The sequence below is a fragment of the Vibrio sp. RC2502 genome (assembly GCF_054850435.1).
Genome location: NZ_CM141453.1, coordinates 3037940 through 3053519 on the forward strand (window position 1 = coordinate 3037940; position 15580 = coordinate 3053519).

General features: G+C 46.4%; 15 protein-coding genes. 7 read left to right on the plus strand and 8 right to left on the minus strand.

The window, feature by feature from the left end:
- Positions 1 to 33: 33 nt before the first annotated feature.
- The 4 genes from ACYJZR_RS14185 to epmA form a co-directional block, all read right to left on the minus strand.
- A complete protein-coding gene (locus ACYJZR_RS14185) occupies positions 34 to 990 on the minus strand; it encodes an acetyltransferase (RefSeq protein ID WP_020839787.1) in 957 nt (318 codons plus the stop codon).
- A gap of 147 nt (positions 991 to 1137) precedes the next feature.
- Entirely contained in the window at positions 1138 to 1773 is a 636-nt protein-coding gene (locus tag ACYJZR_RS14190; protein ID WP_005456944.1) for a TetR/AcrR family transcriptional regulator, read from the minus strand.
- Positions 1774 to 1794: 21 nt separating this feature from the next.
- Positions 1795 to 2169: a VanZ family protein gene (locus ACYJZR_RS14195; protein ID WP_005456934.1), complete on the minus strand. Its 375-nt coding sequence runs from the start codon at positions 2167 to 2169 to the stop codon at positions 1795 to 1797.
- A 9-nt stretch (positions 2170 to 2178) separates the two neighbouring features.
- Positions 2179 to 3150: an elongation factor P--(R)-beta-lysine ligase gene (gene epmA / locus ACYJZR_RS14200; RefSeq protein ID WP_029832988.1), complete on the minus strand. Its 972-nt coding sequence runs from the start codon at positions 3148 to 3150 to the stop codon at positions 2179 to 2181.
- A gap of 438 nt (positions 3151 to 3588) precedes the next feature.
- On the opposite strand from epmA, the gene frdA reads away from it, so the two are divergent.
- From frdA to frdD, 4 genes are read left to right on the plus strand one after another with little or no spacing between them, the layout of a single operon-like run.
- Positions 3589 to 5388, plus strand: a complete 1800-nt coding sequence (frdA, locus tag ACYJZR_RS14205; RefSeq protein ID WP_005496469.1) for a fumarate reductase (quinol) flavoprotein subunit — start codon at positions 3589 to 3591, stop codon at positions 5386 to 5388.
- A complete protein-coding gene (locus tag ACYJZR_RS14210; protein WP_005456956.1) occupies positions 5388 to 6128 on the plus strand; it encodes a succinate dehydrogenase/fumarate reductase iron-sulfur subunit in 741 nt (246 codons plus the stop codon). Before frdA ends, ACYJZR_RS14210 begins: the two co-directional genes overlap by 1 nt.
- 2 nt (positions 6129 to 6130) lie before the next feature.
- Positions 6131 to 6514, plus strand: coding sequence for a fumarate reductase subunit FrdC (frdC, locus tag ACYJZR_RS14215; protein ID WP_005381491.1), 384 nt, complete (start codon positions 6131 to 6133; stop codon positions 6512 to 6514).
- A gap of 11 nt (positions 6515 to 6525) precedes the next feature.
- Positions 6526 to 6903: a fumarate reductase subunit FrdD gene (gene frdD / locus ACYJZR_RS14220; RefSeq protein WP_005456924.1), complete on the plus strand. Its 378-nt coding sequence runs from the start codon at positions 6526 to 6528 to the stop codon at positions 6901 to 6903.
- A 102-nt stretch (positions 6904 to 7005) separates the two neighbouring features.
- On the opposite strand, the gene ACYJZR_RS14225 is transcribed toward frdD, so the two are convergent.
- Both ACYJZR_RS14225 and efp read right to left on the minus strand, forming a co-directional pair.
- Entirely contained in the window at positions 7006 to 8409 is a 1404-nt protein-coding gene (locus ACYJZR_RS14225) for an SPFH domain-containing protein (RefSeq protein ID WP_005456928.1), read from the minus strand.
- Between the two features lie 268 nt (positions 8410 to 8677).
- Entirely contained in the window at positions 8678 to 9244 is a 567-nt protein-coding gene (gene efp / locus ACYJZR_RS14230) for an elongation factor P (protein ID WP_005456976.1), read from the minus strand.
- A 33-nt stretch (positions 9245 to 9277) separates the two neighbouring features.
- On the opposite strand from efp, the gene epmB reads away from it, so the two are divergent.
- The 3 genes from epmB (at position 9278) to ACYJZR_RS14245 (ending at position 12969) form a co-directional block, all read left to right on the plus strand.
- Positions 9278 to 10300: an EF-P beta-lysylation protein EpmB gene (epmB, locus tag ACYJZR_RS14235; protein WP_029810291.1), complete on the plus strand. Its 1023-nt coding sequence runs from the start codon at positions 9278 to 9280 to the stop codon at positions 10298 to 10300.
- A 707-nt stretch (positions 10301 to 11007) separates the two neighbouring features.
- The gene (alr, locus tag ACYJZR_RS14240; protein ID WP_005496464.1) at positions 11008 to 12222 is read left to right on the plus strand and encodes an alanine racemase; all 1215 of its coding nucleotides are present in this window, start codon (positions 11008 to 11010) and stop codon (positions 12220 to 12222) included.
- Positions 12223 to 12471: 249 nt separating this feature from the next.
- Positions 12472 to 12969, plus strand: a complete 498-nt coding sequence (locus tag ACYJZR_RS14245) for an MgtC/SapB family protein (RefSeq protein ID WP_005482203.1) — start codon at positions 12472 to 12474, stop codon at positions 12967 to 12969.
- Positions 12970 to 13051: 82 nt separating this feature from the next.
- On the opposite strand, the gene ACYJZR_RS14250 is transcribed toward ACYJZR_RS14245, so the two are convergent.
- Both ACYJZR_RS14250 and groL read right to left on the minus strand, forming a co-directional pair.
- Complete coding sequence (locus ACYJZR_RS14250; RefSeq protein WP_005457036.1) at positions 13052 to 13615, minus strand: VC2662 family protein; 564 nt, start codon at positions 13613 to 13615, stop codon at positions 13052 to 13054.
- A 299-nt stretch (positions 13616 to 13914) separates the two neighbouring features.
- A complete protein-coding gene (gene groL / locus ACYJZR_RS14255; RefSeq protein WP_005482180.1) occupies positions 13915 to 15558 on the minus strand; it encodes a chaperonin GroEL in 1644 nt (547 codons plus the stop codon).
- Positions 15559 to 15580: the final 22 nt, after the last annotated feature.

The following is a 15580-nucleotide window of genomic DNA, read 5'->3' on the forward strand; positions in this document are numbered from 1 at the left end:
GGCTCCTTTGTTGTATTCATATTTTGGAAAATGCTATGCGTAGTACGTTTCGACCGCATCAATAAATGCATTCACATCTTCTTTGCGTAAGGCATTAATACCTGCAGCCGCCTCTCGCCCACCACCTGTCGGGAACTGCCCACACACGGCAACAGCACCTTGTTTATTGTTCAATGGTGCACGGAGTGAAACTGTGTAAGTACCATCTGCGTTTTCTGTGAGTACCGCATGCGCAGAGTCTGGATTTTGGTTTGCCAGCCAGTTGCCATACACACCGCTGATTCGACGTGATGCGGCCGTGTTTGGTAGCTCAAACAACTTCAATGTGTCGCTTTCATGTGTGGCTGGTACCGCTTGCGCGGCATCCATGTCTTGTTGGTAAGCTGATTGCAATTGATAGTAAGGCGAGGCTTTATCTTCAATGACTTCGAATGGCGAAATATATTGAACCAACGCTCGGTATAAATCCGCAGGATGGAAATGAAGATCGTCGACTTTCGAGCCATAACCGTTGTAGTTGATTAATGTACCGAGCTCTTTTAACTGCGCTTTTTGCTCGTTATTAAGTCCGGCTTGATCCGCCAGCGCATCCGCTTTAGCAATCAAGTTATCACCGTAAGCAGCGGTGATCGCCCAAGTATGAAAGCGTCCTTCCAGCAACTTATCGACAATCAAAGCGGTACACATATTAGCGTCAAGATCGATATGGGCGTCCAAATTACCGTGTTGAGGAATGTCACCAGCTTTGTGGTGATCGGCGTAAAACACGTGCGCGCCTTGAGCCAATGCTTGCTCTAAACCAGCCATGTTCTTTTCCATCGAAATGTCTAACACAGTCAGCTCATCACCCGCTTGCACGTCCACTTTTTCCACCAGCTTAATATCGCGCTTTACGCCAGTAATTAATTGGGAATCGATAGGGTCAGCCAAACGCAGTTGTAGAAGTGCGATGATGCCGTCTGCATCACCATTGAAGATGTCGTAATTCATTGAGCGATAGTTCCTTTATCGAGAGTCAATCCCTTGAACTAATCGAGGGAGATAGTCGTCTTATTGTGCGTAGCAAGTATGACAAGTCAACTCAAGGCGCGACTCGAAAATGAGAGTGACTCTCGAAATATTGAAGCAAGTGACCGATCAGCCCTGCAGTGTGCTGACTGCTTCTTCCAACAGCTGTAGTTGCTCCAAACCTTGTTCAGTCGCGACAGGTTTCACAACATTCAGCATCTGCAGCATCCCCTGCTTCACCATTTGCTCGGTAATGCTGGTTTTCGATGCCATTGCAGATTGGTAAGCTAACCAACTACAAGCGATCAAATGCAGCGTGCACACCAGTGATTTCAACTGCTGTTCATTCACATCCAGCAACTTCAAAGAAACAAACTCCTGCATAATCGCAATGAGGTTGGCTTGCAGCTTCTCTTGCACATCGATGTACTGCTCGTGCAGCTGTTCATCTCGTGACAAGATTTCTGGTAGGTTTGCGTAGAAAAAGCGGTATTTCCACATCAAGGTAAAAATAGAGTCTAGGTAGCTCTTCAGCATAGTCAGGCTCTCTTGTGAGCCTTGAATAGGGGTAAATCTTTCTAAAAGTTCTGCTGAATAAAGCGCAAAGATCTCACGAACGATTTCTTGCTTATTGCGGAAGTGGTAATACAGATTACCAGGGCTAATTTCGATGTGATCGGCAATGTGATTGGTGGTGATGTTGCGCTCACCATGTTGGTTGAACAACTCCAGTGCCGCGTAGACGATTTTGTCGCGCGTTTTCATTGTTATCGTATTCCCTCTTCATTAACGAATCGAGTATAGCGACTTCACCAACCTAGGTCGATAGAGGCTCCAAATACGGTAACATAACAGACCAGTTAAGATGCCAGTCGAGTTGGCGACAAGGTCTAACCAAGAGGTTTGTCTGCCGACATAGCCTTGTAGCCACTCAATGACGGCGCTAAATAGCAAAATACCCATCGCCACCGCCCAACGTTGACGCCAACGCCACACGCAAAAGCAACCTAAAAACGCAAAGCCGCTGTACGCCATGGCGTGCTGCATTTTGTCGAGGTACGCGATATTGCCCCAGTCTTGTAGTTCACCTGAACTCAGAGATAAAAAAGCGATCAATATGGCGTAGCTCAAGATGACGAAACGTGCAGCCGTCAAGTTCATTGGATATCCTTATGCGATTGGAAATGGAAAGGCCGTGACTTGATCAATGTGGTCACAGCCTAGCGCCAGCATGATCAAACGATCGATACCCAGCGCGACCCCTGCACAGTCTGGCAACCCTGCTTCCAGTGCAGAAATCAGATGATAATCGATCGGCTGCGGTTTTAAACCCATTTCGATACGCTTTGCGTTATCTTGTTCAAAGCGCGCTAATTGCTCTTTCGGATTGTCCAGTTCATGGAATCCGTTCGCCAACTCTATCCCCTTAAAGTACACTTCAAAACGATCCGCGACGCGATGATCTTGAGGATTGATTTTTGCGAGCGCCGCCTGTGACGCAGGGAAGTCGTACACAAAAGCCGGCACATCCTGACCAATTTTGTTTTCTACTCCCACGCTAAATAACAGTTGCAGCAACGTATCACGATCTTCTTCTGGCTCAGCAATGTCACTCAAACCCAGCTTGCTTGCCGCCGCTTTCAGCTCACTCATCGAACCTTCTAGTGGACACACACCCAACACATCAATGAAGGCTTGTTGATACGTCATGCGCTGCGCTGCGCCACAGTTCAATACCAGTTGCAACAGGTCATCCATTTCATCCATCAATTTATGATGGTCAAAGCCAACGCGATACCACTCCAACATCGTAAACTCAGGGTTGTGGTATCGACCATTTTCTTCGTTACGAAACGCTTTATTGATTTGATAAATACAACCACTGCCCGCTGCCAAAAGGCGCTTCATATGGAATTCTGGGCTGGTCATAAAGAACAGCTTACTGCCATCAGCGTAACCAGGGCCAACAAACTCGGTTTGAAAAGTATGCAAATGAATGTCCGTCACGGTCGCGTGGCTCATCGCTGGCGTGTCCACTTCCATCACCTGTCGCTCGGCAAAGAATTGACGAATGGCGGCGATTAACGTCGCACGTTGACGAAGTTGCTCAATGGAAGCGGTAGGTTGCCAGTTGGTTTGCATAATAAGTCTCTCAAAACTCTAATTTAGCGCGTAAAAAACCCATTCTACATGCTTTTCACGGTTCGACGAGAGGGGAATTTCCCTTCTCTATTTTCCCGCCACATTGTTTAAATTTGAAGCAAGCAATACTCGTGCTGCAGTACAAAAAACATTCGAAATAAAACCTATTATCAATGACAGTAATGTCGGGCAACACTCATTTAACATTCATGGATATGACGTTTGAGTTTCAAATGTTTCGTGCCGTGATAGCAGTCACATAACCTATAAATTCTATGCCCTTAAGTGCATTACCGAAGCAAAAACCCAATTACATCAATTTTTCTGCCATGTGGCTCATCTACACTAACCCTACTACTTTTGGGGAGTTCTTTTAAAAGAGCGCCTCGCAATCACAATAACAAGCGGATTTCCGCAATCACACACTGGAGGATAACTGTGCAAATTATCACCACAGATATCGCAGTCATCGGCGCAGGCGGCGCTGGTCTTCGTACTGCTATTGCAGCGGCTGAAGCAAACCCTGACTTAGAAGTCGCTCTGATTTCTAAAGTTTATCCAATGCGCTCCCACACGGTCGCTGCAGAGGGTGGCTCAGCAGCAGTTATCAAGGATGAAGATAGCTTAGACAACCACTTCAACGACACTGTTGGCGGTGGTGACTGGCTATGTGAACAGGATGTTGTTGAATACTTTGTAGAGAACGCGACTCGCGAAATGATCCAAATGGAGCAATGGGGTTGCCCATGGAGTCGTAAAGAGAACGGTGAAGTCAACGTACGCCGCTTTGGTGGTATGAAGGTTGAACGTACTTGGTTCGCTGCAGACAAAACTGGCTTCCACATGCTTCATACGCTATTCCAGACATCAATGAAGTACAGCAACATCAAACGTTTTGATGAGTACTTTGTGTTGGATCTGCTTGTTGATGAAGGCGAAGTTCAAGGTCTGATTGCTATTCACATGTCTGAAGGCGAGCTTGTTACTATCAAAGCAAAATCTGTTGTTCTAGCAACAGGTGGCGCGGGCCGTGTTTACCACTGTAACACCAACGGCGGTATCGTAACGGGCGATGGTATGGCAATGGCTTACCGTCACGGCGTTCCTCTACGTGATATGGAATTCGTTCAATACCACCCAACAGGTCTTCCTGGCACAGGTATCCTGATGACGGAAGGTTGTCGTGGTGAAGGCGGTATCATCGTTAACAAGAACGGCTACCGTTACCTACAAGATTACGGCATGGGCCCTGAAACTCCAGTTGGCCAACCGAAGAACAAATACATGGAACTGGGTCCTCGTGACAAAGTTTCTCAAGCTTTCTGGCACGAACAACAGAAAGGCAACACCATCAAACACCCACTGGGTGACGTGGTGCACCTAGACCTTCGCCATCTTGGTGAAGAGTACCTACAAGAGCGTCTACCGTTCATCTGTGAGCTAGCAAAAGCTTACGTAAACGTAGACCCTGCAAAAGAGCCAATTCCAATTCGTCCAACCGTTCACTACACCATGGGTGGTATTGAAACGGACGGCGGCTGTGAAACTCGCATTAAAGGCCTATTCGCGGTGGGTGAATGTGCGTCTGTTGGTCTTCACGGTGCAAACCGTCTAGGTTCTAACTCACTGGCTGAATTCGTGGTATTTGGCCGCGTAGCTGGTGAAAACGCAGTGAAACGTGCGGCAGAATTCAAAGGCTGGAACGACGCGGCAATTGACGCGCAAGTAAAAGCCGTTGAAGAACGCATCGCGAAACTGATGAACCAAGAAGGCGACGAAAACTGGGCAGAGATCCGCACAGAAATGGGTCACACCATGGAAGCGGGCTGTGGTATCTACCGCCAAGAAGATTTGATGCAAGCGACTATCGACAAAATCACTGAGTTGAAAGAACGCTACAAACGCATCAGCATCAAAGACAAAGGTAAAGTGTTCAACACAGACCTTCTATATGCAATCGAAGTGGGTTACGGCCTAGAAGTCGCAGAAGCGATGGTTCACTCTGCGATTCTACGTAAAGAATCTCGCGGCGCGCACCAACGTCTAGACGATGGTTGTACAGAGCGTGATGACGTGAACTTCCTAAAACACTCACTTGCTTTCTACAAACCAGATTCAGCGCCAAGTATCGATTACAGCAATGTGACCATCACTAAGTCACAACCAAAAGCTCGTCTATACGGTGAAGCAGCAGAAAAAGCAGCGGCTGAAGAGAAGAACGCAGAGGAGCAAGCATAATGTCAGCAAATCGCATTCAAAAAGTAGACATCCTGCGTTACGATCCAGAAAAAGATGCAGAACCATACAAGCAAACATTCGAAGTACCATTCGATGAAACCATGTCTGTGCTTGACGCACTTGGCTACATCAAAGATCACCTAGACAAAGATCTGTCTTACCGTTGGTCTTGCCGTATGGCGATCTGTGGTTCTTGCGGCATCATGGTGAACAACGTACCGAAACTTGCTTGTAAGAGCTTCCTACGTGACTACCCTGACGGCGTGACTATCGAGCCTCTAGCAAACTTCCCTATCGAGAAAGACTTGATTGTTGATATGACACCGTTTATCGAACGTCTTGAAGCAATCAAACCATACATCATTGGTAACGACCGTAAACCAGAAGACGGTACGAACTTACAAACGCCAGAACAGATGGCGAAATACAAACAGTTCGCTGGCTGTATCAACTGTGGTCTGTGCTACGCAGCATGTCCTCAGTTTGGTCTAAACCCAGAGTTCATCGGCCCTGCGGCACTAACACTAGCGCACCGCTACAACCTAGACAGCCGTGACAACGGTAAAGATGAGCGCATGAAGCTTATTAACGGTGAAAACGGTGCTTGGGGTTGTACGTTTGTTGGTTACTGTTCTGAAGTTTGTCCAAAGAATGTTGACCCAGCAGCGGCAGTAAACCAAGGCAAAGTGGAGTCTTCTATGGACTTCGTGATTGCTATGTTGAAACCTCAGGAGGCATAAGGATGAGCAACCGTAAACCTTACGTTCGTGAAGTAAAACGCACTTGGTGGAAGAACCATCCTTTCTACCGCTTCTACATGCTACGTGAAGCGACTGTGCTTCCTTTGATCCTATTCACTCTGTTCCTAACTTTCGGTTTAGGTTGCTTGGTGAAAGGTCCTGAAGCTTGGCAAGGTTGGTTAGCGTTCATGGCGAACCCAATCGTAGTCGCAATCAACATCGTTGCGCTGCTAGGTAGCCTATTCCACGCTCAAACTTTCTTCAGCATGATGCCACAAGTAATGCCAATTCGTTTGAAAGGCAAACCAGTGGACAAGAAAATCATCGTATTGACTCAGTGGGCCGCTGTTGCGTTCATCTCACTGATCGTTCTCATCGTGGTGTAAGGAGCTGAGCAATGAAACCGAATTATAGTGTAAACACATCACCAAAACGTTCTGATGAGCCAATCTGGTGGGGTCTGTTTGGTGCGGGCGGTACTTGGTTCGCGATGCTGACGCCAATCACTGTTCTTGTGCTAGGTATCTTGGTACCACTAGGCGTGATTGACGCAGAAGCGATGAGCTACGAGCGTGTCTCTGCATTCGCAACCAGCATCATCGGTGCGCTATTCATCATTGGCACGTTAGCATTGCCAATGTGGCATGCAATGCACCGTGTACACCACGGCATGCACGACCTTAAATTCCACACTGGTGTGATTGGTAAAGTAGCATGTTACGCATTTGCAGGCTTAATCACTGCACTAGCAGTTATCTTTATCTTCATGATTTAAGAGACTGACCCAAAAGAAAAAGCTGGCTCAATGCCAGCTTTTTTTATTGCTTTTGGTTACCGATGATCTTTTTGCTTTTTAAGCTTTTGACTACCCATGATCTTATTGCTGTGTGACCTTCTTTGTTTGGTCCATAAGACCCAGAGCACCAAAGCCAGTAATCACATCTAAGTTCGTTTTCAAACCCGTTTCGTCACTTCCACCGATGTAGTTTTGTGGCATCTGAACTTGGAAGTTTTGCAAGTTGTTGTACAACGAGTTCGCTACGTCTCGATTCAATTCCGCCAAGTAAACTTCACGGTTTGCTCCTAACGCCGCATACTTACCTTTTAAAACTTCAGATTCTGCACGACCTTTCGCTAATATCGCTTTCGCTTCAAACTCTGCGGAAAGTGCGTTTGCTTTTTGAATCGCTAAGTTAGCCTCGGCAATTGCCAACTCTTTCTCTTTCTCAACTTCTGCAAGTCGTTTGGTTTTTTCCACTTCGACGATTTCACGTTCCGCGATTTGGCGCGCAACCTCGACCTCTTTTTGCTGTGAAATAATCGCCAACTCTTTCTGACGCTGTGCATCTTGCACTTCACGAGTACGTTGAATTTCTTTCCGTAACTGCTCCGTTTCCGCCTGTGCTTTCGACGTTTCTTGTTCCTGAATCGCACGAATGCGATCTGCCACTAAACGCTTTTTATCCGCCAGCAATTGGTCGAGCTGTTTCTCTGGCTGTGGATCACCAATGGTCACCTGCGTTACCTGAATACCGTATTGTTGCAACGGGTTATCTTGACGAATCGGTTGCCCGGTTTTGTCTACGACTGGCACCGTTTTCCAAACCAGCTGATTGGTACGTTGCAATTGGTTCGCGTTAGCCTGATTAGCCCCAACAGGCGCAAGGTCCAGTTCTTCCACTTCAACCTGACGTCGCTCTGTAAGATAAATTCCCTCTCGCAACTGATCGCCAAGTTTCGATTTGAACTGGTTCAAACCACCTTGGAAAAACTCTTCTCCGGTGTATTGCGTAGCGGTAATCACTGTCACGTTACGCGCATTTTTCACAAGCAGTGCGTCGATCAAGTTGTTGTTATTGCGAAACTCACGATGCATCTTTTTTAGAGCTTCTGGATCGTTACTCAATTTAAAGCGGAACGTCACCGGTATTTGACCAATATAGGTATCAGCGAAACGAACTTGAACCGAATCAAGACGTTGGTAAAAGTCTTCACCCTTGCTGTTACCAAAAGACACAGTGATCACTTGATCGTACTTAGTGATTTTGGATAGAAACGGCATCCGGAAATGAATACCAGGTTCAGTAAACACATCCAACTCACCAGTGATGTTGTTTTGATGCACATAACTATAGCCAGCATCTGTCATCAAAACCGAACTGTTGATCGTTAAACCTACAGCCAATAAAGGCACGCCAATCAATGCCGCTTTTATCCCGCGATGAAGCAACTGACGTCGTTCTTCTACTTTTAAGCCTTGTCCTAAGCTTCTGCTTTCCATGTTTTTCTCCTTATTATTTCGGTTGTCATTGAGTTAAATCGATGAAAATCAAGCTGCTATGCAACTCGCTGACAACAGGTGTTAATGTATCAAATTGTTACATTAAGAAATAATCGAAAGATTCATGAAATTAATGCGATTTTTACGAATAATACAAAATCGATAAGAATATGCGGTGAGCTTCGTATTTCGCTGAAAAGCAGTAGAAAAGGGAAATTGCGGGCAATAAAAAAGGCCGCCGAAGCGACCTTTCTCAGAGAAGTATTAATTACTTCACACGACCTACGTATTCACCAGTACGAGTGTCAACTTTGATCACTTCGCCAATTGCGATGAATAGTGGAACACGAACAACAGCGCCAGTTGCTAGTGTAGCTGGTTTACCACCAGTACCTTGAGTATCACCTTTCAGACCTGGATCAGTATCTGTAACTTCTAGCTCAACGAAGTTTGGTGGAGTAACGGTAATTGGGTTGCCGTTCCAAAGTGTGATCATACAAGTGTTGTTTTCTACCAACCACTTAGCGTTTTCACCTACCGCTTTCGCGTCAGCTGCGATCTGTTCGAACGTTTCATTGTTCATAAAGTGGTAGAATTCGCCGTCTGAATATAGATAATCTAGGTCGATATCCATTACGTCTGCCACTTCACAAGTGTCACCAGACTTGAATGTTTTCTCTAGCACTTTACCAGAAAGAAGTTTACGAATTTTCACGCGGTTGAACGCTTGGCCTTTACCTGGTTTAACGTATTCGTTTTCCAGAATTACACAAGGCTCATTATCAAGCATTAACTTAAGACCGCCTTTAAATTCATTGGTGCTAACTGTAGCCATTTTTTCCTCTTACATTCTTAGAGCTAAATTCCAATGCCGCACATAATAACCCGAAAAGTCGATTCTGTTGAGCAAAACTGGCTCAAACAGTTGGCGAATGGGATCTCTGATCCTGCAAAATTGCTCGAAATACTGGAAATAGATCCCTCACCGTGGCAAGACGGGTTTGCCGCACGCAAGCTGTTTGCACAGCGTGTACCGCAAAGTTTTGTCGATAGGATGGAAAAAGGCAATCCCAAAGACCCTCTTTTGCGTCAGGTTTTACCCTTGAGTGACGAGTTTGAAGTGCATGCAGGCTATTCCAATGATCCTCTTGACGAACAAGACAATGCTATCCCGGGATTGCTGCATAAATACAAAAACCGAGTGCTGATGATCGTCAAAGGCGGCTGTGCGGTGAATTGCCGTTATTGCTTCCGTCGTCACTTCCCATATCAAGAGAACAAGAGCGGCAAACAAGCTTGGAGCCAGTGCATCGAATACATGGCGGAAAAACCAGAACTCAATGAGGTGATTTTCTCTGGCGGTGATCCACTAATGGCAAAAGACGATGAGATTCATTGGCTGCTGGAACACATAGCTCAGATTCCGCACATCAAACGTCTGCGCATTCACAGCCGTTTGCCTGTAGTGATCCCAGCTCGAATCACAGATGAGCTGTGTCAGTTGCTAAAAGCGTCACGCTTGCAAATTATCCTCGTTACGCACATCAACCATGCTAATGAGATTAACGATGAGCTGCGCCAGGCAATGAAAAAACTAAAAGAAGCCAATGTCACCTTGTTAAATCAGGGAGTTTTACTAAAAGGCGTTAATGATTCCGTTGATGCCCTGAGCCAGCTCAGCGAGGCCCTGTTCGATGCTGGGATCCTGCCGTATTACTTGCACGTGCTAGACAAAGTCCAGGGAGCGGCCCACTTTATGGTCGATGACGAACGAGCCCGACAACTAATGGCAGGCTTATTAGAAAACGTCTCTGGCTACCTGATCCCGACCCTCACCCGTGAAATCGGCGGCCGAAAAAGCAAAACGCCGCTCGACCTACATCTCGCATAACCATCTATAACCCCTACAAATCATGAGATTTTGTGTCGGTCGAGACGCAAAATCTTACGATTTCTCTCTGATTTTTGTTTATTTTCAGAAAACTCAATAAAAAAGACACCAAACCGTTCTAAAACATTTAAGTCTCATGTAGTCTCTGCCGCCTAGATTATTTGCGACACAAAATATGGAATAAGAATCACACTATTGTGATGAGAAATGGTCGAGTTTACGACATCCATATTCAACCAAACTGAAGATGAAAAACGTTAAGAACGGTAGCCAGTAAACGTGAAGTCTACGCAATGGTAAATGCCTTCATCGCCTTTAAGGCAGCCCTGCGGAAAGTTAACCAGTCCACCAGAAAGTATTGCAGCAACCATTACCTAGCTGAAACCGATGATTCGGGACGCAACCAAGCATTCTGTCGACCAGGCCAACGCCTCACTTAACGGTTTACGCAGCGAAATCTCAACCGTTACCAAAGCATGGAAGAGAGGACTGAATCGGTCAAAGAGAGACCTTTTTCTGCGAACACTTATCATTCAATCATGCTGCACTGAGCAACAGTGCCGAAGAAAACCGATTATCTACTAAGGACGCACAACAAGGGGTTGAAGAGCGGAAACGCAAGGCTACTGCGCTACGCGACGTTGTGCGTCTATTTACACTTTAACTTCAACCAACAAGAAGAAAAAACTCATAACAGGAGATATCCTTTGAAACTGAAACTTAGCCTAACTGCACTGGCTCTGATGGGCCAAACAGCCGCACATGCCGCTCCTCTGCTAGTTGATTTTGATGACAGCGAGCGCGAAGAACGCGTTCAGGCGAGCAACGCTTGGCTGGAAATTGATACTCAGGCATTTTCAAATAATATTCAGTTGCTTCAGAAGGATCTAAAGGGCAACACTCAGATCTGTGCCATCATGAAGGCTGACGCGTACGGTAACGGTATCGCAGGCCTGATGCCTAGCATCATCGCAAACAACGTTGCATGTGTGGGTATCACCAGTAATGAAGAAGCTCGCGTAGTGCGTGAGCATGGCTTCGAAGGCAAGATCATGCGTGTCCGTGCGGCTAGCCGCAACGAAATTGAAAACGGCGTACAGTACGAAATCGAAGAGCTGATTGGCACTAAGATGCAGGCAGATCAAATCATCGAGATTGCATACAACTACAATACCGTTATTCCTGTTCACCTTGCTCTGAATACTTCAGGCATGGGTCGTAATGGTCTGGATCTGACAACGTATGAAGGTCAGGTTGAAGGTGTGGAAATCGCAAGCGATCCTAACCTAAAAATCGTAGGTATGATGACCCACTTCCCGAATGAAGGTCTTGATGAAATCCGCCGCAAGGTTGACCGTTTCAAAGTAGAAACAAAGTGGCTAATGGACAGCGCAGGTCTGAAACGTAAAGACATCACACTGCACGTGGCTAACTCTTACATCACGCTAAATCTTCCTGAAGCACATCTGGATATGGTTCGTCCTGGCGGCATGCTGTACGGTGATTACCCTGCAACCCTACCTTACGAGCGCATCGTGTCTTTCAAAACACGCGTAGCATCACTGCACTTCTTCCCTGCAGGCAGCACAATCGGCTACGGCAGCACTAAAGTTTTAGAGCGTGACTCTATCCTGGCTAACCTGCCTATCGGCTACTCAGACGGTTTCGCCCGTTCACTAAGCAACAAAGCTGACGTTCTGATCAACGGTCAGCGTGCTCGCGTAATGGGTAAAGCGTCAATGAACACTACTATGGTTGATGTCACTGACATCATTGGTGTTCAGGCAAACGACGAAGTAGTTGTATTTGGCCGCCAAGGCTTTGAAGAAATCACAGCAGAAGAAACCGAAGAGAAAAGCGGTCGTATTCTGCCTGAGCACTACACTATCTGGGGTGCAACTAACCCTCGCGTTTACCGTTAAACGGCAAGTGCAATAATCACCAAGGCCAGTCTCACACTGGCCTTTTTATGTCTATTGTTTAATAAAGTCATTCCATCAAAACGATAAAATAAGATCATCGCCAATTTGATCGTTTTTTCTCTCCATTTAGCTCATCGTCGCGCTCCAAACCAGAAGCAGATGTTCAATGTAAATTTGTCGACACGAACGATCCTTTTTGTTCGCTTTGCAGGATAACTCTATGCATACTCCGCAGCTTTGGAGGTCAAGATGCATACAACATTCGAACAAATTTTCGATCTTGGCCCATTCAGTTGGCCTGCCCTATTTTGCTGTGCCATCAATGGGTTAATGATTGGCATAGAACGCCAAACCCGTGGTAAACCAGTAGGTATTCGCACAGCAATTCTCATTATTTCAGGCACCTACCTGTTTATGTCGATGGCAGTGTCGTTATCACCAAACACGCTCGACCAAGCTCGTGTGCTTGGTCAGATAATTACTGGCGTCGGCTTCTTGGGTGCAGGCGTGATGATGACGCTGGATGGCAAAATCCATGGCGTCACTTCGGCAGCCGTCATTTGGGTACTGGCAGGGCTCGGTTTGATGATCGGCCTCGGTTACTTAATGCAATCGGTCGTGATTACCTTGCTTGCGTTGAGCGTTCTGCTTGGCGTGGATAAAGCCGAAAACCGTATCAAGGCGTTACGTCGCGGTGTTCATCAAAAAATTCAGCAGCGCAAAACCTCCTCTCGCTTGATCAAATAAGAGAATGGTTGGCCTGTTTCAATTTTCCAATAAAAAAGCCCGCGAACATCGCGGGCTTTTTGGTATCTGGCTTTCGCTAAGATTATTTAGCGAAGTTGATGATAGGGAAACATTTGAAGAAGCCGTTATCCGCACAGTTCAACAGACCAATTTGCACGCCATCGATTTGGTCAGTCATGTTGAAGAAGCCAAGTTGGAAGTTAGACTTTTTAGAAATACTCGCCAGACCAACGTCTGCCATTGTGTAACCTTCTGAGTAGTTCACCGCACTCCAGTTTAGGCCTTTCACGTTGTTCGTGATGTTTACCGCACCAAAGTTCACACCGGTTGTTTGGCCTTGGTTCCAGTTAACCAAACCAAGTGACGCACCTTTCATTTCTTGGTTTACTTTCGCTGCCCCAAAGAACAGACCGAAGTTCACACCCGTAGTACGGTCAGTTTCAGACATACCTAGAACTGAGAAGTCGACGCCTTTTACTTCGTTTACTTGGCCATGCAGTACCGCCAAACGAACACCACCAACAGCAGAGTTTGATGGAGCGTTAGTATGGTCGATCGTTGAAAACATCACAGGGGTGCTGTTCGCAAGAGCAACAGGTGATGCGATAGTGGCTGCAACAGCCAATGACGTCATAAGCTTTTTCATTTTTATCTCCATGATGGTAAGCAGTAATTTACAACATAGTGTAATGTTCAGATTTTGCGCTATTCGGACACAAAAAGTGTTAGCAATAGGTCATATTTAACAATCTGACTATCCTAGAAAAAAATTCATCTCAGTTATTTTTCTGTTTTTCCACTGACGCTGCCGGAACGCATCCCTCACAATTCACATCTTCTTTTACCTGCCCTGAAAAATGCACAGTGGGCAAACACCAGACGCAAAAAAGCCGAGGTTCACACCTCGGCTTTTTGTTCTACTCGGCTTGGAATAGCGCGGGATGATTACATCATGCCCATGCCACCCATACCGCCCATACCACCCATGTCAGGCATGCCTGCGCTTTCTTTTTGTGGTAGGTCAGTTACCATCGCTTCTGTTGTGATCATGAGACCAGCGACAGACGCTGCAAATTGTAGAGCGCTACGAGTTACTTTAGTTGGGTCTAGGATACCCATCTCTAGCATGTCGCCGTATTCGCCTGTTGCTGCGTTGTAGCCGTAAGAACCTTCACCCGCTTTCACGTTGTTCGCAACAACAGAGTCTTCGTCACCTGCGTTCTTCGTGATTTGACGGATTGGTGCTTCCATTGCACGTAGCGCAACGCGGATACCAACGTTTTGTTCTTCGTTGTCGCCTTCTAGGTCAACAATCTTAGATGCAGCGCGGATTAGTGCAACACCACCACCAGCGACTACGCCTTCTTCAACCGCTGCGCGAGTCGCGTGTAGCGCGTCTTCTACGCGGTCTTTTTTCTCTTTCATTTCAACTTCAGTCGCTGCACCAACTTTGATTACTGCAACACCGCCAGCCAGTTTAGCAACGCGCTCTTGTAGTTTCTCTTTGTCGTAGTCTGAAGTTGCGTCTTCGATTTGTTGACGAATTTGAGCGACGCGGCCTTGGATCATCGCTTCTTCACCCGCACCATCGATGATGGTTGAGTTTTCTTTCGTGATGCTTACACGCTTAGCCTGACCTAGATCTTCAAGCGTTACTTTTTCTAGTTCTAGACCGATTTCTTCAGAAATCACAGTACCGCCAGTTAGGATAGCGATGTCTTGTAGCATTGCTTTACGACGGTCACCAAAACCAGGCGCTTTAACCGCAGCAACTTTCACGATGCCACGCATGTTGTTCACAACCAATGTCGCTAGAGCTTCGCCTTCTACGTCTTCTGCGATGATTAGCAGTGGACGAGATGCTTTTGCTACTGCTTCTAGAGTTGGTAGAAGCTCACGAATGTTTGAGATCTTCTTATCAACTAGAAGGATGAATGGGTTTTCTAGCTCAACGCTGCCCGCTTCTTGGTTGTTGATGAAGTAAGGAGATAGGTAACCGCGGTCGAACTGCATACCTTCTACTACGTCTAGCTCGTCTTGTAGAGCCTGACCTTCTTCAACAGTGATAACACCGTCGCGGCCAACGCGTTCCATTGCTTCAGCAATGATGTTACCTACGCTTGCGTCAGAGTTCGCAGAGATAGTACCAACCTGAGCGATTGCTTTGGTGTCGTTACACTCAACAGAAAGCTCTTTTAGTTGCTCTACTGCCGCTGCAACAGCTTTGTCGATACCGCGCTTAAGATCCATTGGGTTCATACCCGCTGCAACTGCTTTTAGACCTTCATTTACGATTGCTTGCGCTAGTACGGTTGCTGTTGTTGTACCGTCACCCGCAGCGTCGTTTGCTTTAGATGCTACTTCTTTAACCATTTGCGCGCCCATGTTCTGGAACTTGTCTTCCAGCTCAATTTCACGCGCTACAGATACACCGTCTTTAGTGATGGTTGGAGCACCGAAAGATTTATCTAGAACTACGTTACGACCTTTAGGACCCAGTGTTACTTTCACTGCGTCAGCCAGAACGTTTACACCTTCTAGCATCTTAACTCGTGCGTCATTACCAAATTTAACGTCTTTAGCAGCCATCTTTGATTTCCTTTCTAAAATT

Excerpts from the sequence above, each read along its gene's own strand:
- epmB (WP_029810291.1), top strand. The coding sequence starts at position 9,278 with ATGCCGCACATAATAACCCGAAAAGTCGATTCTGTTGAGCAAAACTGG.
- ACYJZR_RS14250 (WP_005457036.1), bottom strand. The coding sequence starts at position 13,615 with ATGAAAAAGCTTATGACGTCATTGGCTGTTGCAGCCACTATCGCATCA.
- ACYJZR_RS14210 (WP_005456956.1), top strand. The coding sequence starts at position 5,388 with ATGTCAGCAAATCGCATTCAAAAAGTAGACATCCTGCGTTACGATCCA.
- ACYJZR_RS14195 (WP_005456934.1), bottom strand. The coding sequence starts at position 2,169 with ATGAACTTGACGGCTGCACGTTTCGTCATCTTGAGCTACGCCATATTG.
- efp (WP_005456976.1), bottom strand. The coding sequence starts at position 9,244 with ATGGCTACAGTTAGCACCAATGAATTTAAAGGCGGTCTTAAGTTAATG.
- ACYJZR_RS14190 (WP_005456944.1), bottom strand. The coding sequence starts at position 1,773 with ATGAAAACGCGCGACAAAATCGTCTACGCGGCACTGGAGTTGTTCAAC.
- ACYJZR_RS14225 (WP_005456928.1), bottom strand. The coding sequence starts at position 8,409 with ATGGAAAGCAGAAGCTTAGGACAAGGCTTAAAAGTAGAAGAACGACGT.
- groL (WP_005482180.1), bottom strand. The coding sequence starts at position 15,558 with ATGGCTGCTAAAGACGTTAAATTTGGTAATGACGCACGAGTTAAGATG.
- frdD (WP_005456924.1), top strand. The coding sequence starts at position 6,526 with ATGAAACCGAATTATAGTGTAAACACATCACCAAAACGTTCTGATGAG.
- ACYJZR_RS14245 (WP_005482203.1), top strand. The coding sequence starts at position 12,472 with ATGCATACAACATTCGAACAAATTTTCGATCTTGGCCCATTCAGTTGG.
- ACYJZR_RS14185 (WP_020839787.1), bottom strand. The coding sequence starts at position 990 with ATGAATTACGACATCTTCAATGGTGATGCAGACGGCATCATCGCACTT.
- epmA (WP_029832988.1), bottom strand. The coding sequence starts at position 3,150 with ATGCAAACCAACTGGCAACCTACCGCTTCCATTGAGCAACTTCGTCAA.
- frdC (WP_005381491.1), top strand. The coding sequence starts at position 6,131 with ATGAGCAACCGTAAACCTTACGTTCGTGAAGTAAAACGCACTTGGTGG.